The sequence below is a fragment of the Streptomyces shenzhenensis genome (genome assembly GCF_003688995.1).
Lineage (GTDB): Bacteria > Actinomycetota > Actinomycetes > Streptomycetales > Streptomycetaceae > Streptomyces > Streptomyces shenzhenensis_A.
This window is the reverse complement of sequence record NZ_PENI01000036.1, coordinates 22831-43347: the sequence shown is the minus strand read 5'-3', so window position 1 is coordinate 43347 and position 20517 is coordinate 22831. Positions and strand designations below refer to the sequence as shown.

The 20517-nt window shown below is 71.9% G+C and carries 20 protein-coding genes; 10 read left to right on the top strand and 10 right to left on the bottom strand.

Annotation, left to right across the window (positions count from 1 at the left end; all coding sequences use genetic code 11):
* Nucleotides 1–2: 2 nt before the first annotated feature.
* The 5 genes from CTZ28_RS37790 to mce all read right to left on the bottom strand — a co-directional run bounded on the left by CTZ28_RS37790 (nt 3) and on the right by mce (nt 7435).
* A complete protein-coding gene (locus CTZ28_RS37790; RefSeq protein ID WP_121894280.1) occupies nt 3–773 on the bottom strand; it encodes an ABC transporter permease in 771 nt (256 codons plus the stop codon).
* Complete coding sequence (locus CTZ28_RS37785) at nt 770–1729, bottom strand: ABC transporter ATP-binding protein (protein ID WP_121894279.1); 960 nt, start codon at nt 1727–1729, stop codon at nt 770–772. Before CTZ28_RS37785 ends, CTZ28_RS37790 begins: the two co-directional genes overlap by 4 nt.
* 84 nt (nt 1730–1813) lie before the next feature.
* On the bottom strand, nt 1814–2749 hold the full coding sequence (locus CTZ28_RS37780; RefSeq protein WP_121894278.1) for a coiled-coil domain-containing protein: 936 nt from the start codon (nt 2747–2749) through the stop codon (nt 1814–1816).
* A 183-nt stretch (nt 2750–2932) separates the two neighbouring features.
* A complete protein-coding gene (scy, locus tag CTZ28_RS37775) occupies nt 2933–6781 on the bottom strand; it encodes a polarized growth protein Scy (RefSeq protein ID WP_121894277.1) in 3849 nt (1282 codons plus the stop codon).
* A gap of 213 nt (nt 6782–6994) precedes the next feature.
* The gene (mce, locus tag CTZ28_RS37770; protein WP_121894276.1) at nt 6995–7435 is read right to left on the bottom strand and encodes a methylmalonyl-CoA epimerase; all 441 of its coding nucleotides are present in this window, start codon (nt 7433–7435) and stop codon (nt 6995–6997) included.
* A 150-nt stretch (nt 7436–7585) separates the two neighbouring features.
* Between mce and CTZ28_RS37765 the strand changes: the two genes are divergently transcribed.
* The gene (locus CTZ28_RS37765) at nt 7586–8788 is read left to right on the top strand and encodes an acetyl-CoA C-acetyltransferase (RefSeq protein ID WP_121894275.1); all 1203 of its coding nucleotides are present in this window, start codon (nt 7586–7588) and stop codon (nt 8786–8788) included.
* A 55-nt stretch (nt 8789–8843) separates the two neighbouring features.
* Nucleotides 8844–9800: a methylmalonyl Co-A mutase-associated GTPase MeaB gene (meaB, locus tag CTZ28_RS37760; protein ID WP_121894274.1), complete on the top strand. Its 957-nt coding sequence runs from the start codon at nt 8844–8846 to the stop codon at nt 9798–9800.
* 549 nt (nt 9801–10349) lie between these two features.
* Here meaB and CTZ28_RS37755 read toward each other — a convergent pair.
* From CTZ28_RS37755 to CTZ28_RS37740, 4 genes are all read right to left on the bottom strand, one after another.
* The gene (locus CTZ28_RS37755) at nt 10350–10826 is read right to left on the bottom strand and encodes a MarR family winged helix-turn-helix transcriptional regulator (protein ID WP_121894273.1); all 477 of its coding nucleotides are present in this window, start codon (nt 10824–10826) and stop codon (nt 10350–10352) included.
* 92 nt (nt 10827–10918) lie between these two features.
* On the bottom strand, nt 10919–11719 hold the full coding sequence (locus CTZ28_RS37750) for an AIM24 family protein (RefSeq protein WP_121894272.1): 801 nt from the start codon (nt 11717–11719) through the stop codon (nt 10919–10921).
* Nucleotides 11716–12366, bottom strand: a complete 651-nt coding sequence (locus CTZ28_RS37745) for an AIM24 family protein (protein ID WP_121894271.1) — start codon at nt 12364–12366, stop codon at nt 11716–11718. Before CTZ28_RS37745 ends, CTZ28_RS37750 begins: the two co-directional genes overlap by 4 nt.
* Nucleotide 12367: 1 nt before the next feature.
* Nucleotides 12368–13000: an AIM24 family protein gene (locus CTZ28_RS37740; protein WP_121894270.1), complete on the bottom strand. Its 633-nt coding sequence runs from the start codon at nt 12998–13000 to the stop codon at nt 12368–12370.
* 154 nt (nt 13001–13154) lie between these two features.
* Here CTZ28_RS37740 and CTZ28_RS37735 point away from each other — a divergent pair, with 154 nt between their 5' ends.
* The 4 genes from CTZ28_RS37735 to CTZ28_RS37720 all read left to right on the top strand — a co-directional run bounded on the left by CTZ28_RS37735 (nt 13155) and on the right by CTZ28_RS37720 (nt 15348).
* Nucleotides 13155–13499 carry a DUF3817 domain-containing protein gene (locus CTZ28_RS37735; RefSeq protein ID WP_121894269.1) on the top strand — a complete coding sequence of 115 codons (345 nt, stop codon included), beginning with the start codon at nt 13155–13157 and terminating at the stop codon, nt 13497–13499.
* On the top strand, nt 13496–13789 hold the full coding sequence (locus tag CTZ28_RS37730) for an MTH1187 family thiamine-binding protein (protein ID WP_121894268.1): 294 nt from the start codon (nt 13496–13498) through the stop codon (nt 13787–13789). Before CTZ28_RS37735 ends, CTZ28_RS37730 begins: the two co-directional genes overlap by 4 nt.
* A 177-nt stretch (nt 13790–13966) precedes the next feature.
* Nucleotides 13967–14719: a hypothetical protein gene (locus CTZ28_RS37725; protein ID WP_121894267.1), complete on the top strand. Its 753-nt coding sequence runs from the start codon at nt 13967–13969 to the stop codon at nt 14717–14719.
* On the top strand, nt 14716–15348 hold the full coding sequence (locus tag CTZ28_RS37720; RefSeq protein ID WP_121894266.1) for a TetR/AcrR family transcriptional regulator: 633 nt from the start codon (nt 14716–14718) through the stop codon (nt 15346–15348). The genes CTZ28_RS37725 and CTZ28_RS37720 overlap by 4 nt, the downstream gene beginning before the upstream one ends.
* A 52-nt stretch (nt 15349–15400) precedes the next feature.
* Here CTZ28_RS37720 and CTZ28_RS37715 read toward each other — a convergent pair whose 3' ends face one another.
* Nucleotides 15401–16387 carry an ArsR/SmtB family transcription factor gene (locus tag CTZ28_RS37715; RefSeq protein ID WP_121894265.1) on the bottom strand — a complete coding sequence of 329 codons (987 nt, stop codon included), beginning with the start codon at nt 16385–16387 and terminating at the stop codon, nt 15401–15403.
* Between the two features lie 208 nt (nt 16388–16595).
* On the opposite strand from CTZ28_RS37715, the gene CTZ28_RS37710 reads away from it, so the two are divergent.
* The 4 genes from CTZ28_RS37710 (at nt 16596) to CTZ28_RS37695 (ending at nt 20511) form a co-directional block, all read left to right on the top strand.
* A complete protein-coding gene (locus tag CTZ28_RS37710) occupies nt 16596–17726 on the top strand; it encodes an MFS transporter (RefSeq protein WP_259472000.1) in 1131 nt (376 codons plus the stop codon).
* Nucleotides 17727–17758: 32 nt separating this feature from the next.
* A complete protein-coding gene (locus CTZ28_RS37705; protein ID WP_121894263.1) occupies nt 17759–18268 on the top strand; it encodes a MarR family winged helix-turn-helix transcriptional regulator in 510 nt (169 codons plus the stop codon).
* Between the two features lie 128 nt (nt 18269–18396).
* Entirely contained in the window at nt 18397–18735 is a 339-nt protein-coding gene (locus CTZ28_RS37700; RefSeq protein WP_121894262.1) for a DUF3817 domain-containing protein, read from the top strand.
* 75 nt (nt 18736–18810) lie between these two features.
* Entirely contained in the window at nt 18811–20511 is a 1701-nt protein-coding gene (locus CTZ28_RS37695) for a coenzyme B12-dependent isobutyryl-CoA mutase large subunit (RefSeq protein WP_121894261.1), read from the top strand.
* Nucleotides 20512–20517 lie beyond the last annotated feature (6 nt).

Below are 20517 nucleotides of genomic sequence, written 5' to 3'. Positions count from 1 at the left end.
CACTACGCGTCGCGCTTCTTCAGCAGGATGTAACCGCCGATCACGGCCGCGAGCGCCCACAGCACCATGATGCCGAGGCCGCCCCAGGGTCCGTAGGGGGTGTCGTCGTCGACCTGAGGGACCACCTGCATGATCCGGCTGCCTGCCTGGTCGGGCAGGTACCGGCCGATCTTCTTCGTCGCGTCGACGCTGCCGAGGATGCCCGAGATCAGGAAGAAGAACGGCATCAGGATGCCGAGCGACAGCATCGGCGAGCGCAGCATCGCCGCGACGCCCATCGAGAACACCGCGATCAGCGTCATGTAGAGCCCGCCGCCGACGACGGCCCGCAGCACGCCGGGGTCGCCGAGCTGGGCCCGGTGGGAGCCGAGCATCGCCTGGCCGAGGAAGAACGCGACGAAGCTGGTCACCAGGCCCACCACGAGCGCAAGACCGGCGGCCACCGCGATCTTGCTGAACAGGAACGTGCCGCGCCGCGGGACCGCGGCCAGCGAGACGCGGATCATGCTGGTGCTGTACTCGTTCGACACCACCAGCACCCCGAACACGATCATCGCGAGCTGCCCGAGCGTCATGCCCGCGAAGCTCACATAGGTCGGGTCGAACGACAGCCGGTCCTGGGCGGACATGTCGTCGAACTGGCTCCGCGACAGGGCGGAGATCAGCATGCTGAGGGCGATCGTGACGACCACGGCGAGGGACAGCGTCCACACCGTCGACGCCACGGACCTGATCTTCGTCCATTCGGACCGGATGACCTGGGCGGCCGTCATGACTCAGGCTCCTTCCAGTCGGCACCCCAGTCCCGCGGGACCGGGGTGGCGTCGGAGTGCGCGTGGTACTCCACCGACTCCGCCGTCAATTGCATGAACGCCTCCTCCAGCGAGGCCTGCTGCGGGCTCAACTCGTGCAGCACGACCCCGTGCTGGGCGGCCAGCTCGCCGATCCGCTCGGCCTTGCCGCCCTCCACCTCCAGCGCGCTGCCATCGGCCTGCGCGACCGCGATCCCGGCCTCGTGCAGCACGTCGAACAGCCGCTCGCGCTGCGGGGTGCGGATACGGACGTACGACCGCGAGTTCTCCCGGATGAAGCCGGCCATGGAGGTGTCGGCGAGCAGCCGCCCCTGTCCGATGACGACGAGGTGATCGGCCGTCAGCGCCATCTCGCTCATCAGATGGCTGGAGACGAACACGGTCCGGCCCTGCTCGGCCAGAGACTTCATCAGATTACGGATCCAGTGGATGCCCTCCGGGTCGAGCCCGTTGACCGGCTCGTCGAACATCAGGATCCGCGGGTCGCCGAGGAGCGCGGCCGCGATGCCGAGCCGCTGGCCCATGCCGAGCGAGAACCCCTTGGCCTTCTTCCGGGCCACCGCCGTGAGCCCCACGGTGTCCAGCACCTCATTCACCCGGCGGGTGGCGATCCCGTTGCTCTGCGCCAGACAGAGGAGATGGTTGTAGGCGCTCCGCCCGCCGTGCACCGCCTTCGCGTCCAGCAGCGCCCCTATGTACGTCAGCGGGTCCTTCAGTTGGTCGTAGTGCTTGCCGTCGATCCTGACGTCGCCTCCGGTGGGGTGGTCGAGGCCCAGGATCATCCGCATCGTCGTGGACTTGCCGGCACCGTTGGGCCCGAGGAAGCCCGTGACGATGCCCGGCCGCACGGTGAAGGTGAGGTCCTGCACCGCGATCTTGTCGCTGTACCGTTTGGTCAACCCCTCCAGCTCGATCATGCGGACACGTTAAGACGGGACGAAGCCCCCCGCCACTGGAGTGGCAGAGGGCTTCGCGCTGTTCAGCCGGAGTATCCCGGGTCGTTACCGGGACTGCTGCGCCGGCACACCGCGGGAGATCGGCTCGTCCTCGGTCGGGGAGCCGGCCGCCGCCACCGCGGCGCCCGTGAGCGTGGCGAGCATCTCGCGGACGTTCGTCAGCTGGGCGTTGATGCTGTCGCGGCGGTTGGTGAGCGCCGCCAGCTCGCGCTCGGATTCCGAGCGGATGCGGTCGGCCTTGGCGTTGGCGTCGGCCACGATGTCCTCGGCCTGGCGCTGAGCCGTCTCCACCGTCTGGCGGGCGCGGCGCTCGGCGTCCGTGCGCAGCTTCTCGGCCTCCAGGCGCAGCTGCTCCGCACGGTGCTCGATCTCGGCGAGGCGCTTCTCGGCCTTCTGCTGACGCGAGGCCAGGTCGCGCTCGGACTGCTCGCGGCGCTTGGCGAGGTTCGTCTCGAAGTCGGCGGCGGCCTGCGCGGCCTTCGCACGGGTCTCCTCGAAGAGGGCGTCCGCCTCCTCGCGCTTGGACTGCGCGTCCTTCTGCGCCTCGGCGCGCAGCTGAGAGGCGTCGCTCTTGGCCTTCTCGACGATCCGGACGCCCTCGTCCTCGGCCTTGGACTTGCGTTCGGCCGCGAACGACTCCGCGTCGTTGCGCACCTGCTGGGCCGCCGACTCGGCCAGCTCGCGGTGCTGCTCCGCCGCCCGGCGGGCCTCCTCGCGCAGATCCTTGGCCTCCTCCTCGGCGAGGCGGAGGATCTTCTCGACACGCGCGCCGAGACCTGCGTACGACGGCTCGGCGTCGCTTACCTGTGCCTGGGCGTTCTGCGTCTCGAGGTGCAGTTCCTCGATGCGCTTTTCCAGAGCGGTGATGCGGGCGAGCGCGCTGTCACGGTCGGAGACGAGTTTGGAGATCCGTTCGTCCACCTGAGCGCGGTCGTACCCACGCCGCACAAGCTCGAAGCCGTAGGGGGAAGTGTCGCTCATGGGGTTCCTGTCGAAAGAGACCGGTGAGGTGATAGGGGGAATCCTAGGGGCCGAAGCGGTGTGTCATCGAGCGGATGCGTGTTTGATCTGGAGAATGACACCCCTTTTGAGTGGCTAACCGGCAGACGGCTTGCCAAAGACTGGGGCAAAGAGCCCACAACATACCGGAACGCTCCCGGCTCGCTAGCCTTCTGACGACTTGCCACCCGATCGGGGAGCGCCGACCGTCGCGCTCGCCTTGACCCCTGAGTCCTTGCCGGACGACGGGGCCTCGAAGGACTCCAACGCCTCCAGGACGTCCTGGACACGGGAGATCTCCGCATTGATGTCCTCGCGGCGGCGCACCAGGACATCGAGTTCACGCTTGCCCTCCTCGACCGAGCGCCGGGCCTCGCGGATCGCCTCGGCCTTCAGCTCCTCGGCCTCCCTGACGAGCGCGGACTTCTTCTGCTCTGCCTCCTTGAGCAGCCCCTCGGCCTTCTTGACGGCGGCGATACGGACCTTGCCCGCCTCGGAGTTGGCCTCCGAGACGATCTCCTTGGCCTTCGCCTGCGCCTTGGCGAGCTGCTCCTCCGCGGCCTTGATGAGCGCGTCGCAGCGGTCGCCGGTCGACTTCATCGTCTCGGCGGCCTCGCGGCGGGCCCGCTCGTGCAGCTCCTCGATCTCGTTGGTCAGCCGCTCGCGCAGCTCCTCCGCGCGCTCCCGGATCGACGTGGCGTCCCGGCGGGCGCCGACCAGCAGCTCGTTCGCGTCCGTACGGGCCTTCTCCACGAGCGAGTTGCCCTCGACCGTCGCCTCCGACACCAGCCGATCGGCCTCGTGGCGGGCCGCGCCCACCATCGTGTCGGCCTGCGCCTCGGCGTCCGCGGTGGTCTTGTGGGACTGCTGCTGCGCCTCCGTGAGCAGCTTGTCGGCCTCCGCCGTGGTCTCCGTGATGAGGGTGTCGACCTGCTCGGCCGCCTCGGACCGCCGCTTGTTGGCCTCCTTGCGGGCCGCGTCCAGCGTCCGGTCGGCCTCGTCGCGCGCGGTGGACACCAGCCGCTCGGCCTCGGCCCCCGCCTCGGCCCTGAGCCGCTCCGACTCGCTGCGGACCCGCTCGGCGTGCTGCTGCGCGGAGCCGACGGTGTCGGCGGCCTCGGCGCGCAGCCGCTCCGCGTCCCCGCTCGCGTCCGCGATCAGCTTCTCCGCCTTGGCGACGGAATCGGCCCGCACCCGCTCGGCCTCGACGACGGTCTCCGTCTGCAGCCGCTCGGCCTCGTTGCGCGCCTCGGTGATCAGCGTGTCCGCCTGCGTCGCGGCGTCCGACCGGATGCGGTTGGCGTCCTCGCGGGCCTCCGCACGCGTACGGGCGGCCGCCTGCTCGGCCTCGGCGACGGTGTCCGAGGCCTCGGTGCGCACCCGCTGGGCGTGTGCGGCCGCCTCCGTGCGCAGCCGCTCCGCGTCGGTGATCGCGTCCGCCGTCGCCCGTTCGGCGAGCGCCCGGGCCGCCTCCGTCTCCTCGCGGGCCTCGCGCCGCAGCCGGCTCGCGTCCTCGCCGGCCCGCTCCCGCTCGGCGTAGGCGTCGGCGCGGACCCGGTCCGCCTCCTCCTCGGCCTCCCGCCGCGTCCGCTCCGCCGCGTGCTCGGCCGCCGAGCGCAGGCCGGTGATCTCCTCCTGCGCCTGCTCGTGCAGCCCGGCCACGGAGTCCCGGACCTGCTGGGCGTGCTGCTCGGCCGCGGCCACCATCTCGGTGGCGCGCCGGTCGGCCTCCTCGACCAGCCGGACCGCCTCGGCCTGCGCGTCGTCGACCCGCCTGCGGGCCGACGCCAGCAGTTCCTCGCTCTGCTCGCGGGCCCGCTCCCGCTCCTGGTCGGCCTCCTGGCGGGCGGAGCCGAGGAGTTCCTCGGCCTCGCGGCGGCGCCGGGCGGCCTCCTCCTGGGCGGCGGCCAGCGTCTCGGACGCCTCCGCGCCCAGCCGTTCGGCGGCGGCCTGCGCCTCGGCCCGTACCCGGTCGGCGGTGTCCTGCGCCTCCGTCTTCAGCCGTTCGGCCTCGGCCGCGGCCTCCGAGCGCAGGCGCACGGCGACGGCCTCGCCCTCCGCGCGGGACGCGGAGGCGTCGGCGGCGGCCTCGGTGCGCAGCCGCTCCGCCTCCGTCTCCGCCTGCTGCTGGAGCGTGCGGATCCGCTCGGCGGCCTCCGCGCGCAGCCGCTCCGTCTCCTCGGCGGCCTCGCGGCGGATGCGGGCCGCCTCCTCGCGGGCGTCGTCAAGCGCCTGCTCGGCGGCGGCGAGCCGCTCCTCGGCCTCGGTGTGCAGCCGGGTCAGCTCCCCGGCCGCCTCCTCGCGCCGCGCCTCGACGCCCCGCTCGGTCTCCTCGCGCAGCTCGCGCGCGGCCCGCTCGGCGTCCGCCGTGACCGCCTCGGCCCGCTCGGCGGCCTCCACGCGGTGCCGCTCGGCCTCCTTGCGGGTGCGCTCCAGGGTCTCCTCGGCCTGGCGGCGCAGGGTCGTCGCCCGCTCGATGGCCTCCGTACGGACCTTCTCGCTGTCCGTCGTGGCCGTCTGGCGCAGCTCGTCCGCGTCCGCCTTGGCCTTCGCCAGCAGCTCCTCGGCGGACCTGGCCGCCTCCTCGATCTGCTGGACCGCCTCGCGCCGGGCCTCGGCGCGGATGCCCTCGCCCTCGGCGACCGCGTCGGCCCGCAGCTGCTCGGCCTCGCCGCGCAGCCGGCGCGCCTCCTCCTGCAGCTCGACCGTCTTGGCCCGGTACTCCTTGGTGTCGTCCTTCGCCGCGCCCTTGAGCTGCTCGGCGATGTCGTGCGCCTCGGCGCGCAGCCGGTCCGCCTCGGTCTCCGCCTCGGTGCGGATCCGCTCGGCCTCCTCGGCCGCCGCCTTGGTGGTCCGCCTGGCCTCCTCGGCCGCCTTGTCGAGGACGTCCTCGGCGGTCTTCGCCGCCTTCGACAGCTGGGAGGCCGCCTCCTCGGCGGTGACGGTACGGGCCTTCTCGCCGGCCTCGGCGACGATCTTCTCGGCCTCGGTACGGGCGTCCGCGACGATCTGCTCGGCCTCGACCCGGCTGTGCTCGGCGTCCTTCGTGGCCTCACTGACCAGCCGCGCGACCTGCTCCTTGGCCGTGCGCGTGCGCTGCTCGTTGGTGGCCTCCGCGCCGGCGAGGGACTTGGTCGCGGCCTCCTTCGCCTCGGCGACCAGCTTCTCCGCCTCGCTGCGCGCCTCGCGCAGCGCCGTCTCGGCGTCCGCCATGCGCTGCTCGGCGGCCCGGCTCAGCTCGCCGGCCTGCCGGCGCGCCGCGTCCGACTCCGAGGCGGTGGAGGAGCGCAGCTGCTCGGCGTGGTCGGTGGCCTCCTGGGCCTGCGTGGACGCCGCGTTCAGCAGCCGCTCGGCGTCGGTACGGGCCCGGCGCAGCAGCTGTTCCGCCTCCGCGCGGGCGGACTCGGCCTCGGCCTGCAGCCGCTGCCGGGCCTCGGCGGTCAGCCGCTCGGCCTCGGCGCGGGCGGCGGCCATGGACTGCTCCGCCTCGGCGCGGGACTCGTCGAGCAGCCGGCGGGCCTGCGACTCGGAGCGGGCGCGCAGCTGCTCCGCCCACGCCACGTTCTCGTTGACGTGCGATTCGACGGTCTGCCGGCGCTCGGCCAGCTCCTGGTCCAGCTGCTGGCGGCGGGTGACCGCCTCCTGGTGCAGCTCCGCCTGGAGCCGGGCGGCCTGCTCGGCGTGCTCCTGGAGGATGCGCTGGGTCTGCGCGCGGGCCTGGCTCAGCTCCCGCTCGGCGTCCTGGCGCAGCTGGTCGGCCTGCATCTGGGCGTTGCGCAGCAGCTGCTCGGCCTGATAGCCGAGGTCACCGCCGTCGAACGCCGGCCGGGACATGATGGTGCGCCGTGCCTCGTGCAGCTTGGCGCGCAGCACCTCGACCTGGTAGCCGAGGTCCTCGGCGTGCTGGATCGCCTTTTCCCGCTCGGTCTTCAGCCGCTTCATCTCGGCCTCGAACCGAGAGAGGTGGTCGACGTCAGCCGCCGGCTCTCGCTCCTGGCTCTCGTAGCCCCGCACTGCGCGGTCCCATCCGTCCCCTGGTCGCAAGTTTCTCCGAACGAGCACCGTCCGTCCGCCGAACGGGGCCCCCGGGGAATGGTGTCAGATCAACGGCGGAGCACGGGCTGCTGCCCCGATGCTCGTCCCCCGAAACCCGGACCCCGGCATGCGGCCGCCGCCCGGCCTTCGAGGGCGACCGCCCCCAACCCTACCGGCCCTTATGTACGGCGGTCAGTGCTCAGGTGACTCAACCGGCGCCGAAGTGACCAGTTCTGTGAGTACGCCATGGCAGTCCTTGGGGTGCAGGAAGGTGATCCGGGACCCCATGGAGCCGCGCCGCGGCTCGTCGTACAGCACGCGTACGCCCTTGCCGCGGATGTCGGCGGCGTCCCCGTCCACGTCCGCCGTGCCGAAGGCGATGTGGTGGACCCCCTCACCGTTCTTCGCCAGCCATTTCGCGACCGTGGAGTCCTCCCGGACCGGTTCCAGGAGCTGGAGGTACGAAGCGCCGCCGTCGGACGTATCGTTGATCTTGAGCATGGCCTCGCGTACGCCCTGCTCCTCGTTGATCTCGGTGTGGAAGACCTCGAAGCCGTAGGTCGCCCGGTAGAACTCGACGGTCGCGTCGAGGTCGTGGCAGGCGATCCCGATGTGGTCGATTCGCGTCAGCATGAGTTCAGTGCAGCGCTCCGGAGGTGGTTACGCAACGTGCGCGCGATCACACCGAAAGGCCGATGACGGCCGCGACGACCCCTCAGTACATTCGATGTAAACCCTCGTTCACTCCTCAGCTTCTGTGCAGCTGGAAGGGGATCGCACCTCATGTCAGCAACGAACAGCACGACCTCCGTGATCGTCGCGGGCGCCCGTACTCCGATGGGACGGTTGCTCGGCTCGCTCAAGTCCTTCTCGGGAGCCGACCTCGGCGGCTTCGCGATCAAGGCCGCCCTCGACCGTGCGGGGATCGGCGGCGACCAGGTGCAGTACGTGATCATGGGCCAGGTGCTCCAGGCCGGGGCGGGGCAGATCCCGGCCCGCCAGGCCGCGGTCAAGGCCGGCATCCCCATGAGCGTGCCCGCGCTCACCGTCAACAAGGTGTGCCTGTCCGGGCTCGACGCCATCGCCCTCGCCGACCAGCTGATCCGCGCGGGCGAGTTCGACATCGTGGTGGCCGGCGGCCAGGAGTCCATGACCAACGCCCCCCACCTGCTCCCCAAGTCCCGCGACGGGTACAAGTACGGCGCGGTCCAGGTGCTCGACGCGATGGCGTACGACGGCCTGACCGACCCCTGGGAGACCATCCCCATGGGTGAGTCCACCGAGAAGCACAACACCCGCCTGGGCATCGCCAGGCCGGAGCAGGACGAGATCGCCGCCCTCTCCCACCAGCGCGCCGCCGCCGCCCAGAAGAACGGCGTCTTCGAGGCCGAGATCACCCCGGTGGAGGTCCCGCAGCGCAAGGGCGAGGCGGTCCTGTTCAGCCAGGACGAGGGCATCCGCGGCGACACCACCGTGGAGTCGCTGGCCCGGCTGCGCCCGGCGTTCGCCAAGGACGGCACCATCACCGCGGGCACCTCCTCGCAGATCTCGGACGGCGCCGCGGCCGTCGTCGTGATGAGCAAGGCGAAGGCGCAGGAGCTGGGCCTTCAGTGGCTCGCGGAGATCGGCGCGCACGGGAACGTGGCGGGTCCGGACAACAGCCTCCAGTCGCAGCCGTCGAACGCGATCCGGCACGCCCTGAAGAAGGAGGGCCTGGAGGTCGCCGACCTCGATCTGATCGAGATCAACGAGGCCTTCGCCGCCGTCGCGGTGCAGTCGATGAAGGATCTCGGGGTATCCACCGAAAAGGTGAACGTCCATGGCGGCGCCATCGCCCTGGGTCACCCGATCGGTATGTCCGGCGCCCGGCTCGTGCTGCATCTGGCGCTGGAACTGAAGCGGCGCGGCGGCGGGGTCGGGGCGGCCGCCCTGTGCGGGGGCGGCGGCCAGGGTGACGCGCTGATCGTGCGGGTACCGAAGGCCTGAGCGGGTCCGTCCGGCCGAGGGCCGCGGGCAGGTCGAGCGAGCGAACGGAGCAGTGATGCAGGACGTCTCCTCTCTGGTGGCCCAGGCCAGGGACGGCCGGCCGCGGGCCGTGGCCCGGCTGATCTCCCTGGTGGAGGGGGCGTCCCCGCAGCTGCGGGAGGTGATGGCGACGCTCGCGCCGCTGACCGGCAGCGCGTACGTCGTCGGTCTCACCGGCTCCCCGGGTGTCGGCAAGTCGACGTCGGCCTCGGCGCTGGTCACGGCGTACCGCAAGCAGGGCCGGCGGGTCGGCGTCCTGGCCGTCGACCCCTCGTCCCCGTTCTCCGGCGGGGCCCTGCTCGGCGACCGGGTGCGGATGTCGGAACACGCCTCCGACCCCGGCGTCTACATCCGCTCCATGGCGACCCGCGGGCACCTGGGCGGGCTCGCCTGGGCCGCCCCGCAGGCGATCCGCGTGCTGGACGCGGCGGGCTGCGACGTGGTCCTGGTGGAGACGGTCGGCGTCGGCCAGTCGGAGGTGGAGATCGCCGCCCAGGCCGACACGTCCGTCGTCCTGCTGGCCCCGGGGATGGGCGACGGCATCCAGGCGGCCAAGGCGGGCATCCTGGAGATCGGCGACGTGTACGTCGTCAACAAGGCCGACCGTGACGGTGCGGACGCCGCGGCCCGCGAGCTGAACCACATGCTCGGCCTGGGCGAGGCGCGCGGCCCCGGCGACTGGCGCCCGCCCATCGTGAAGACGGTCGCCTCCCGCGCTGAGGGCATCGACGAGGTCGTGGAGGCGCTGGAGAAGCACCGCGCGTGGATGGAGGAGCGGGGGGTGCTGGCGGAGCGCCGGCTGGCCCGCGCCGCCCGCGAGGTGGAGACGATCGCCGTCACGGCGCTGCGCGAACGCATCGGCGACCTGCACGGCGACCGCCGTCTGAGCACGCTCGCGGAACGGATCGCCTCCGGCGAACTGGACCCCTACAGCGCCGCGGACGAACTGGTGACAGGCCTCACCCAGCCCTGACCTCCCGCCCGTTGCCGCACTGCGGCGGGCCGCTTCGGCGCCCGCGCAGGCGGGCTGTGCCCTGGGGGATCGGGCCGTGTGCCGTTGCTGCGCCGTGATGGGCCCGTGATCGTCTGTCTGATGCCCCTGGCCTGGTGGCGCCGGTGCCCGCGCTTTCATGTCGCCCGTGGAGGCGGGCCGTGCCCCGGGGACCGGGCCGTGTGCCGTCGCCGTGCTGTGAGGGGCTGGTTCGGTGGCGCGGCTGGCTGTCTGATGCGCCTTCGGCGGCCTGGTGGTCCGCGCCGGGCTCGGTGGCGGCGGTGCTTGCGCTTCATGGCGCCCGCGCAGGCGGGCCGTGCCCTGGGGGATCGGTCGTGTGCCGTCGCCGTGCCGTGGTGGGCCGGTTCGGTGCCGCGGTCGGCTGTTCGATGTTTCTTGGTGGTCCGCGCCGGGCTTCTGGTGTTCTCGGCGGTCGGTGGGCCGTTCGTGGCGGTCCTGCGCCGGCGGGCTGTTCGGTGGCCGGGGAACCCCGTTGTGGGCGGCGGGAGTCCGCTCGCCGTCCGGGGCGGGTCAGGGGCGGCCGCGCTGGCTTCTCAGGTGTTCGGCGATCGGCTTCAGGCCCTTCTCCAGCTCCACCAGGGCCTCGGGTGCCAGCAGATCGATGAAGTGCCTGCGCACGGACGCCACATGATGCGGCGCGACCTTCTGCATCGTCTCCATGCCGTGCTCGGTCAGCACCGCGTACAGCCCCCGCCGGTCGGACTCGCAGTTCTCCCGCCGCACCAGGTTCGCGTTCTCCATGCGTGTGATCTGGTGCGAGAGGCGGCTCTTGGACTGGAGGGTGGCGGACGCGAGGTCGCTCATCCGCAGCCGTACGTCCTCGGACTCGGACAGATTCACCAGGATCTCGTAATCGTTCATCGTCAGGCCGAACGGCTGCAGATCCTTTTCGAGCTGGTACGTCAACAGCCTGTTGACCTCCAGGTGGGTGCGCCAGGCGCACTGCTCCGCATCGGTCAGCCAGCGCGTGGCCGTCTCGGTCTCCATGAATGAAGTCTACCTAAGAAGTTGAAAGGCGAACTAGTGAGGGGGGTGTGACCGTGGGCACGCGTTCGACGTCACACTCCGCAGACTACCGCTCACAGCCCGAAGCGACGTTGGAGGTCTCCCAGCTGTCCGGGAAGGCGCGGTCCGCCCTGCCCCGCTCCATGGCCGCCGGACGCGCCGCCGCCCGGCACGCCGGGCTCGTCCGGAACGGCCCCCGTGGCCTGCTCCTCCATCAGCTTCTCGGTCGACTGGAGCAGCACCGTGCCGGCTCCCACGAACTCGAACTGGTGCTCCTCGCCTGAGGCCCCGCCAATGCCCGTCATCGCACGTAGACCGCCCAGCACGCCGGTCATGTACCCATGGTCGTAGTGGTGGCACGGGGAGGGGCAGTCGGCCCACCCGACCAGGGCCTGCGGGTCCACCCGGATCGGGGGCTCCATGAACACCACCGGGCCGTTGGACGCGGCCACGAACTTTCCGGTTCCGATGAGTGTCAGAAAGCCCGGCACGATCGACTGTTTGAGCGCAAGACTTGGCTGAAATGCGAGCAGGTTGCCCGAGCGAATGGTCAGATTGCCGTCTTCGAGGTCGTACGAGTTGACGTCGAAGGCCCGGTCGGCGAGGAGCATCTTGCCCGAGCCCGCCGCCACGACCCAGTCGCTCGCGTGCAGCGGCGAATGGAACGACGTGCGGACGAGACGGTCGAGCTGCCCGTGCCCGATCCCGTTGAACTCGATCGCCCCGTAGTAGGCGATCATCTTCCCCTTCTGCAGGAACCACTGCCCGCTCACCAGCTCCACGCAGAAGGTGTAGCCGTTGACGTTGTCGTCGGCGGGCAGCGTCATCGGGTCGTACACCACGGGCCCGGAGCCCGGACCTGCGTACCTGCTCACAGCTTCTCCTCCGAGGCCTGGACGTACACCGTGCCGCTCCCGCTCAGCTCCAGCTGGAACGCCTCGCCGGAACCACGGCCCACCATGTCGCGCCAGCCGAGCGCCGTGGAGAGCTTGTTACGGACGTCACCGTGGTGGGCGACATACGCCTGCGGGTCGACGTGGACGGGATGCTGCGGTGTGATCGGCAGCTCGAACACCCCGCCGTGCGCCATCACGGCGACGGCCCCGTGCCCCTTGAGCGTGGTGGTGAACAGCCCCTGCCCGGTGACCTGCCCGCGCACCATCCCCATGACCCCGCCCTGCGAGCCCATGAACATCGTCCCCTGCTGGAGGGTGCCCTCGAAGGCGAGGAGCCGGTCCGCCTCCACGTACAGGGTGTCCCCGGAGAGGTTGATCACCTGCACATGGTGGCCGCCGTGCCCGAACAGGACGGTGCCGCTGCCCTCGACGGTCATCAGCGGGGTGGCCTCACCGGAGACCCGGCGGCCGACCATCGACATCAGACCGCCCTGTCCGCCCTGGATGTTGGGGGTGAAGGAGACGTCGCCCCGGTAGGCGAGCATGGCGCCGCGCTGGCTGAACAGCCGCCCGCCGGGGGCCACGGTGGCCTCCACCATCTTCGAATTGATCTCCCGCAGCCCCATCTCAGACATCCCCCGCAATGGTGTTCCGCTCACTCGGCTGGACGTACACCAGCCCGTCCCCCTCGAACCGGATCTGGAACGCCTCGCCCCCGCCCTCGCCGAGGAAGGTGCGGAAGCTCACACCCGCCTGGAAGGACTGGCGTACCTCGCCCTGGTGGGCGATGTAGGCGCCGGGGTCGACGATCAGCGGGTACTGCGGGCTGACCCGCAGCACGACGGCCGGCCCGTCCGACATGATCGCGGCCTGCCCGCGGCCCTCGACGGTGGTCGTGAACAGCCCGTTGCCCTGAGAGGCGCCGCGCAGTCCGGTGAACGTCGTCCCGGTGCGCAGCCCGGCGTCGGTCACGAGCAGATTGCTCGACTCCACGTACAGCTTGTCCCCCTGGAGATCGACGAGGTTGATTTCCGAGGCGCGGTCCGCGAACCAGCATGTGCCGTGCCCCTTCACCTCCATCACGGTCATCTGCTCACCGGTGAGCCGGCGGGTCACCATGCCGCGCAGCCCCTCACCGCCACCGGTCAGCTTCTTGAAACTCATCCGCCCGTCGTACGCGACCATCGAGCCGTTCTTCGCCTTCACGGCGTCCCCGGTCATCTCGACGGCGAGCACCCTGCTGCCTTGAAGTCGAAACATCGCCACCCGGTGACGGTAGCGGGCCCGCGGGGGCGGAGGGAGGGGGTCCTCCCGAGCGGTCTTCCCCGGTTTGCCACAATGGGCAGAAGTTTGTGCTCACGTTCACAAACCGGGGCCAGACGACATGCCGACCCACTCCCACCAAAGGTGACCCGTGGACATCAAGACCGCCACCGCCCTCCGCCGCCTCCGCCTGGTCTCCGCCCCGGAGGCCGTGTCCTTCCTCATCCTGCTCCTCTGCTCCGTGCTGAAGCGGACCACGGACTTCAACGCGGTACCCGTGATGGGCGCGATCCACGGTCTCCTGTTCGTCCTGTACGTGGTCTTCTGGGCCGACGCCTGGAACCGCGCCAAGTGGGGCCCGAAGACCGCGGCCCTCTACTTCGTCCTGTCGGTCCTGCCCACCGGCGGCTTCTTCGCCGAGCGCAAGCTGCGCCGGGAGGCCGAGGACGCGGTCATCGCGGCCCGCGCCCGCAAGGAAGGGGTCGTCAACGCATGATCGTCGCCTTCTCCGTGACGCCCCTGGGTGTCGGCGAGGACGTGGGGGAGTACGTCGCCGACGCCGTCCGCGTGGTGCGCGAGTCGGGGCTGCCCCACCGTACCGACGCCATGTTCACCTCCGTCGAAGGGGAGTGGGACGAGGTCATGGACGTCGTGAAGCGCGCCGTCGCCGCCGTGGAGGAGCGCGCCCCGCGCGTCTCCCTGGTGCTCAAGGCCGACATCCGGCCCGGTGTCACCGACGGCCTGACCTCCAAGGTCGAGACGGTCGAGCGCTACCTGGCGGGCTGAGCCCGCCGCCGGACCGCCCACCGTGCGAGACCCCGGCCCCCTCGGGGCCGGGGTTTTGCCATGTCCCGCCGTACACCCGCCCGTTCGGGGGTTTGAGCGATCGCTCAAACGGGTGTACTTTGCCTGCCGGGCTGTTGAGCGTTCGCTCAAACACCTGGCCGGCTTGGGGAGTTCACCGTGGGGCTCTATGTGGAGGCACGCGTGCGTGCCGATCTCGACGCGCTCTGGGACCGTACGCAGGACCCCGCCCAGCGTCCGCGCTGGGACCTGCGGTTCACCGAGATCACCCGGCTGCCGGGCACGGAGGGCGAGCCGCGGCGGTTCCGGTACGCCACCCGTGTGCTGCCCTTCCTCAGGATCTCCGGCACCGGGATCTCGGCCGGCGAGAAGGAACGCCCCGACGGCACCCGCGCCTCCGCCCTGCGCTTCGCGACCCCGCACCCGCTCTCCCCGATCGCCGGGGGCGGCGGCTACTTCCGCTACGTCCCCGACGGCGACGGCGTCCGCTTCCTCACCGGCTACGACTACCGCCCGCGCGGCGGCGTCCTCGGCGCGCTCGCCGACCGGCTGCTGCTGCGCCCGCTGATGGGCTGGGCGACCGCCTGGTCCTTCGACCGGCTGCGGCTGTGGCTGGAGCGCGGGATCACCCCGGAACGCGCGCTGCGGAACTGGCTGGCCGAGCTGCTGGTCCGGGCCCTCGTGTTCACCGCGGGCTGTGCCGGCCTCGGCCTCGGCTCCTTCGTTCCGCTCTTCGGCTCGCTCGCCCCCACGGTGGCGTTCCTGTTCCCGCTGCTCCTCCTCGTCGCCATGGCCCTCGCGCTCCTCAAGGCGCCGCTGCCCGGCACCCCGGCCGCCCGGCGCTGCCGGCGCACCGCACCCGCACGCGCGCGTGCCCCACGCCTCCTGTGCACGCTGGCGCACCCGTCATGACCGCGGACACGAAGACCAAGCTGCTGGAGGGCGCGCTGCGCACGCTCACCGAGCAGGGCATCGCGAAGACGTCGGCCCGTACGGTCGCGGCGGCGGCCGGGGTCAACCAGGCGCTCGTCTTCTACCACTTCGGCTCGGTGGACGAACTCCTTGCCGCCGCCTGCCGCTACGGCGCCGAACAAGCGGTGTCCCGGTACCGGGCCCGTCTCGCCGCCGTCACCTCCCTCACCGAACTGCTGGCCGTCGGCCGTGAGATCCACGAGGAGGAGCGGGCCGACGGCCAGGTCGCGCTGCTCGGCCAGCTGCTGGCCGGCGCCCAGACCCATGCGTCGCTCGGCCCGGCCACGGCGGCCGGCCTCGACCTGTGGATCACCGAGATCGAGCGGGTCCTCACCCGGGTCCTGACGGCCACCCCGTTCGCCGAGTTCACCGACCCGGCGGGGCTGGCACGGGCGGTCGCCGCCGGCTTCGTCGGGATCGAGCTGTACGAGGGCGTGGACGAGCGGGGCGCCCAGACGGCCCTGGACGCCCTGGAACAACTCGGCGCCCTGGTGGCCGCCCTGGACGAACTCGGCCCGGTGGCCCAGCGCGCGGTCAGCCACCATCTGCGCCGCACGAACCGCCACTGACCCGACCACCGGGGCCCGTCGCTGTCCGCGGGCTGCCGCGGTCCGTGGGCGTCTATCCCTGTTCTCCTGATGCCAGTGCGATGCCGAGTGGTGTGCGTTCGTACAGCACCTCGTGGCCGTAGCGGCGTGCGGTCAGGAGGCCGCCGTCGCGCAGCACCGTCAGATGCGCGGACACCGAGGACGGGGCGAGCCCGAGACGGCGGGCCAGGGCCGTCGTGCTCGCCGGTTCGTCGAGCGCGCCCAGCACGGCGGCGCGGCCCCGGCCCAGCAGCCGCACCAACCGGTCCGGCGCGGGGCCCGCGGGCTCGGACCACAGGCCGCCGATGCCACGGGCCGGATAGACCAGGGCGGGCTGCCACGGCGGGTCGAAGGAGCTGACGACGTCCGGCCAGACGAACACGCTCGGCATCAGCACCAGGCCCCGCCCGCCCAGCCGCCGCTCGTGCCGCCCGGGCGACACCACGGTCAGCGTCCCGCCCTGCCAGCCGCACCGGTCGCTGAGCTCCGGCAGCAGCCCGCCGAGACCGACCTGCGCGAACCGCCGGGAGTGGAAGGCGATGTCCGCCTCCAGCAGCGTGCGCAGCCGCGGCCAGTCCGGTGCGACCAGCGCCCGCCAGGCCTCCTCCAGGAGGTCCGCCAGGTCGCGGACCATCCGCTCCGGGTCGGCCAGCCAGGCCCGGCCGTACGGCGACTCCAGCGCCCCCGGGGTCGCCCCGAGCGACCGGGCGGTGTCCTCGCGTGCCGCCGCCGGATCGGCCGCGCGCACGGCCGCGATCTCCTCCTCGAAGGTGGCCGTCGGGCCGATCGGGGGCGGGCCGAGCCAGTCGGGCGAGTGGCCGCGGCGCGGCATCAGCAGCCACAGCGGGGCGAGGTCGAGACCTGCCGCGGCCGTGCGGATGCGGCGCAGCCAGGGCGCGTGGTAGCCGCGCCGGTCCGCGCGCTTGAGCGTGCGCACCGCCTGGTGCGTCTCCCACAGCGGCGACACGGCGAACCGGCAGCGCAGGAAGTCGATCTCCTCGAAGTGCAGCAGCGACGGCATGACGGACCTCCCGGGCGCGACGGCGTGGAGCCGCGGGTGCACCGACCGGATTCGGCGCACACCGAATCTTTACGCCGACGGCACGCGCGCGTGCACGCTGCCGTGCGTGACATCAGATCAGCAGGTGCCGGCGCCGCCGGCCACCGGGTACGCCCGGGTCTTCGCCGTGCCCGAGTTCCGGGCCGTCTTCGCCGCCCACACGCTGTCCATGCTCGGCGTGATCGTCAGCGAGATCGCGCTGTCCGTGCTCGTCTACGACCTCACCGGCTCGCCCCTGCTGAGCGCGCTGACCTTCGCGCTCGGCTTTCTGCCGTACGTGCTCGGCGGCACCCTGCTCGCCGGGATCGCCGACCGCTTCCCGGCCCGCCGGGTGCTGGTGGTGTGCGACCTGGTGTGCGCCGGGTGCGTCGCGCTCATGGTGGTGCCCGGGACCGGCATCGGCGGACTGCTCGCGCTGCGCTGCTGCGTCGCCGTCGTCGCGCCGGTGTTCGCCGGGACCCGGATGGCGACCCTCGCCGACGTCCTCGGCGGCGGCGATCTGTTCGTGCTCGGCCGCTCGCTGCTGCGGATCGTGGCGCAGAGCGCCCTGCTCGTCGGGTACGGGCTCGGCGGACTGCTGCTCGCCGTGGTGTCGCCGCGGCACGCGCTGCTGATCACCGTGACCACCTTCCTGGGCTCGGCCGGGCTGCTGCGCCTCGGCACCCGCGGCCGGCCGGCCCGGTCCCGGGACACCGGCGCCCTGCTCGGCGACTCCCTCACCGGCGCCCGGCTGCTCATGGCCGACCGGCGGATACGCCTCCAGCTGCTCCTTTTCTGGGTACCCGCGATGTTCTGCGTCGTCCCCGAGGCGCTGGCCGCCCCGTACGCCGACGCGCTCGGCGTCGGCTCCGCCGGGCTCGGCCTGCTGATGTGCGCCCTGCCGGTCGGCACGGTCCTGGGCGAGCTGTACGCGGGCGCGCGGCTCGGCCCGGCCGCCCGGGAGCGGATCGCGCTGCCGCTGGTCTGTCTCACGCTGCTGCCCTACCTCGGCTACGTCCTGCGCCCCGGGCTCGTGGTCTCGCTGCTGCTCCTGCTGGTCGCGGGCGCCGGGTCCGCGTACACGCTGGGCCTCGACCAGCGGTTCGTGCGGGCTGTGCCGGAGGAGCTGCGCGGGCGGGCCATGACCGTGCTGAGCGCGGGGCTGATGACCGTGCAGGGCGTGGGCATGGCGCTGGCGGGCGTGGCCGCCGAGGCGTTCGGGGTGCGGGCGACCGTCGTCGGGGCCGGTGCGCTGGGGGCGGTGTGCTGCTGGGCGCTGGCCGCGGCGTACCGCGCGGCCGAAAGCCGGGACGGGGGCTGACCGGCATGTGACCGGCCGGTAAGGTCAAGGGCGTGTCCAAGCCACTCAGCCTCCCCTTCGACCCCATCGCCCGCGCCGACGACCTGTGGAAGCAGCGGTGGGGGAACGTGCCGTCGATGTCCGCGATCACCTCGATCATGCGGGCGCACCAGATCCTGCTCGGCGAGGTCGACGCGGTGGTGAAGCCGTACGGGCTGACGTTCGCACGCTACGAGGCGCTGGTGCTGCTCACCTTCTCCAAGGCGGGCGAGCTGCCCATGTCGAAGATCGGCGAGCGGTTGATGGTGCATCCCACGTCGGTGACGAACACCGTCGACCGGCTGGTGCGGTCGGGCCTGGTGGACCGGCGGCCCAACCCGAACGACGGGCGCGGCACGCTCGCCGTGATCACCGACAAGGGCCGGGAGGTCGTCGAGGCCGCCACCCGGGACCTGATGGCCATGGACTTCGGGCTCGGGGTGTACGACGCGGAGGAGTGCGCGGAGATCTTCGCGATGCTGCGGCCGCTGCGCGTCGCCGCGCGGGACTTCGAGGACGAGTAGGTCTCTGCGGGCCGGCCCGCAGCTCCGCGCAGCGGCGCAGGCGGCCCGAGCGTGCTCGGACGTCAACAGCCGACGGCGGGGAGGTCCCCGCCGGAGCGGGGGATTTGCGGGCAGTTACGCTCGGATCCATGAAACCAAGCGTGCTGACCCGCTATCGCGTCATGGCCTACGTCACCGGTGTGCTCCTGGTCCTGCTGTGTCTCGGCATGATCGCGAAGTACCTCCTGAGCATCGACGGCGCCGCGGACTTCACCCGGGTCGTCGCCATCGCGCACGGCTGGCTGTACGTGGTCTACCTGGTCTTCGCCTTCGACCTGGGCTCCAAGGCGAAGTGGCCGGTCGGCAAGCAGTTGTGGGTGCTGCTCGCGGGGACGGTCCCGACGGCCGCCTTCATCGTCGAACGGAAGATCAGCCACGAGCTGGCGGCCAAGGTCGCCGACCAGGCCCCGGCTGTCGCCAAGGCGTAGGTCACACCGCCGTGCGAGCGATGCACGGCGGTCTGCCATCGACATTTACTTGGACGTCCTAGTAAATTCGAGGGTATGGACGCTCACGCCATCGAGGAGGGCCGCAGCCGCTGGCAGGCCCGCTACGACGCCGCGCGCAAGCGCGACGCTGACTTCACCACGCTCTCCGGCGATCCCGTGGAGCCGGTGTACGGGCCGCGACCCGGTGACACGTACGAGGGATTCGAGCGGATCGGCTGGCCGGGGGAGTACCCGTTCACCCGCGGTCTGTACCCGACCGGCTACCGGGGTCGTACCTGGACGATCCGCCAGTTCGCCGGGTTCGGGAACGCCGAGCAGACCAACGAGCGGTACAAGATGATCCTCGCCGCGGGCGGCGGCGGACTCTCGGTCGCCTTCGACATGCCGACGCTGATGGGGCGCGACTCCGACGACCCGCGCTCGCTGGGCGAGGTCGGCCACTGCGGGGTGGCCATCGACTCGGCGGCGGACATGGAGGTCCTGTTCAAGGACATCCCGCTGGGCGGCGTCACGACCTCGATGACGATCAGCGGCCCCGCCGTCCCCGTCTTCTGCATGTACCTGGTCGCGGCCGAGCGGCAGGGCGTCGACCCGGGCGTCCTCAACGGCACGCTCCAGACCGACATCTTCAAGGAGTACATCGCCCAGAAGGAGTGGCTCTTCCAGCCGGAGCCCCATCTGCGGCTGATCGGCGACCTGATGGAGCACTGCGCGGCCGGCATCCCCGCCTACAAGCCGCTGTCCGTCTCCGGCTACCACATCCGCGAGGCCGGGGCGACGGCCGCCCAGGAGCTGGCGTACACGCTGGCGGACGGGTTCGGGTACGTGGAGCTGGGGCTGTCGCGCGGGCTCGACGTGGAGGTGTTCGCGCCGGGCCTGTCCTTCTTCTTCGACGCGCACGTCGACTTCTTCGAGGAGATCGCCAAGTTCCGCGCGGCGCGCCGGATCTGGGCCAGGTGGCTGCGCGACGAGTACGGGGCGCGGAGCGAGAAGGCCCAGTGGCTGCGGTTCCACACACAGACCGCCGGGGTGTCGCTGACCGCCCAGCAGCCGTACAACAACGTGGTGCGCACGGCCGTGGAGGCGCTGGCCGCCGTGCTCGGCGGGACCAACTCGCTGCACACCAACGCGCTGGACGAGACGCTCGCGCTGCCGAGCGAGCAGGCCGCCGAGATTGCGCTGCGCACCCAGCAGGTGCTCATGGAGGAGACCGGCGTCGCCAATGTGGCCGACCCGCTGGGCGGTTCGTGGTACGTGGAGCAGCTGACGGACCGGATCGAGGCCGACGCGGAGCGGATCTTCGACCGGATCAAGGAGCGGGGGCTCAGGGCGCACCCCGACGGGCGCCACCCGATCGGTCCCGTCACCTCCGGGATCCTGCGCGGCATCGAGGACGGCTGGTTCACCGGGGAGATCGCGGAGTCCGCGTTCCGCTACCAGCAGTCCCTGGAGAAGGGCGACAAGAAGGTCGTGGGCGTCAACGTCCACACCGGCTCGGTGACCGGGGACCTGGAGATCCTGCGGGTCAGCCACGAGGTGGAGCGGGAGCAGGTCCGGGTGCTCGGCGCCCGCAGGGCCGCGCGGGACGAGGCGGTGGTGCGCTCCGCGCTGGACGCGATGATCGGTGCCGCGCGGTCCGGGGCCAACATGATCGAGCCGATGCTGGACGCGGTACGCGCGGAGGCGACCCTCGGTGAGATCTGCGGCGTACTCCGCGACGAGTGGGGGGTGTACACGGAGCCGGCGGGGTTCTGAGGAGGC

Excerpts from the sequence above, each read along its gene's own strand:
- CTZ28_RS37790 (WP_121894280.1), bottom strand. The coding sequence starts at position 773 with ATGACGGCCGCCCAGGTCATCCGGTCCGAATGGACGAAGATCAGGTCC.
- CTZ28_RS37745 (WP_121894271.1), bottom strand. The coding sequence starts at position 12,366 with ATGGGGCTGCGGGAGATCAATTCGAAGATGGTGGAGGCCACCGTGGCC.
- CTZ28_RS37700 (WP_121894262.1), top strand. The coding sequence starts at position 18,397 with ATGAAACCAAGCGTGCTGACCCGCTATCGCGTCATGGCCTACGTCACC.
- CTZ28_RS37740 (WP_121894270.1), bottom strand. The coding sequence starts at position 13,000 with ATGTTTCGACTTCAAGGCAGCAGGGTGCTCGCCGTCGAGATGACCGGG.
- CTZ28_RS37755 (WP_121894273.1), bottom strand. The coding sequence starts at position 10,826 with ATGGAGACCGAGACGGCCACGCGCTGGCTGACCGATGCGGAGCAGTGC.
- CTZ28_RS37715 (WP_121894265.1), bottom strand. The coding sequence starts at position 16,387 with ATGCCGTCGCTGCTGCACTTCGAGGAGATCGACTTCCTGCGCTGCCGG.
- meaB (WP_121894274.1), top strand. The coding sequence starts at position 8,844 with ATGCAGGACGTCTCCTCTCTGGTGGCCCAGGCCAGGGACGGCCGGCCG.
- CTZ28_RS37780 (WP_121894278.1), bottom strand. The coding sequence starts at position 2,749 with ATGAGCGACACTTCCCCCTACGGCTTCGAGCTTGTGCGGCGTGGGTAC.
- CTZ28_RS37720 (WP_121894266.1), top strand. The coding sequence starts at position 14,716 with ATGACCGCGGACACGAAGACCAAGCTGCTGGAGGGCGCGCTGCGCACG.
- mce (WP_121894276.1), bottom strand. The coding sequence starts at position 7,435 with ATGCTGACGCGAATCGACCACATCGGGATCGCCTGCCACGACCTCGAC.
- CTZ28_RS37695 (WP_121894261.1), top strand. The coding sequence starts at position 18,811 with ATGGACGCTCACGCCATCGAGGAGGGCCGCAGCCGCTGGCAGGCCCGC.
- CTZ28_RS37765 (WP_121894275.1), top strand. The coding sequence starts at position 7,586 with ATGTCAGCAACGAACAGCACGACCTCCGTGATCGTCGCGGGCGCCCGT.
- CTZ28_RS37730 (WP_121894268.1), top strand. The coding sequence starts at position 13,496 with ATGATCGTCGCCTTCTCCGTGACGCCCCTGGGTGTCGGCGAGGACGTG.
- CTZ28_RS37785 (WP_121894279.1), bottom strand. The coding sequence starts at position 1,729 with ATGATCGAGCTGGAGGGGTTGACCAAACGGTACAGCGACAAGATCGCG.
- CTZ28_RS37710 (WP_259472000.1), top strand. The coding sequence starts at position 16,596 with ATGCTCGGCGTGATCGTCAGCGAGATCGCGCTGTCCGTGCTCGTCTAC.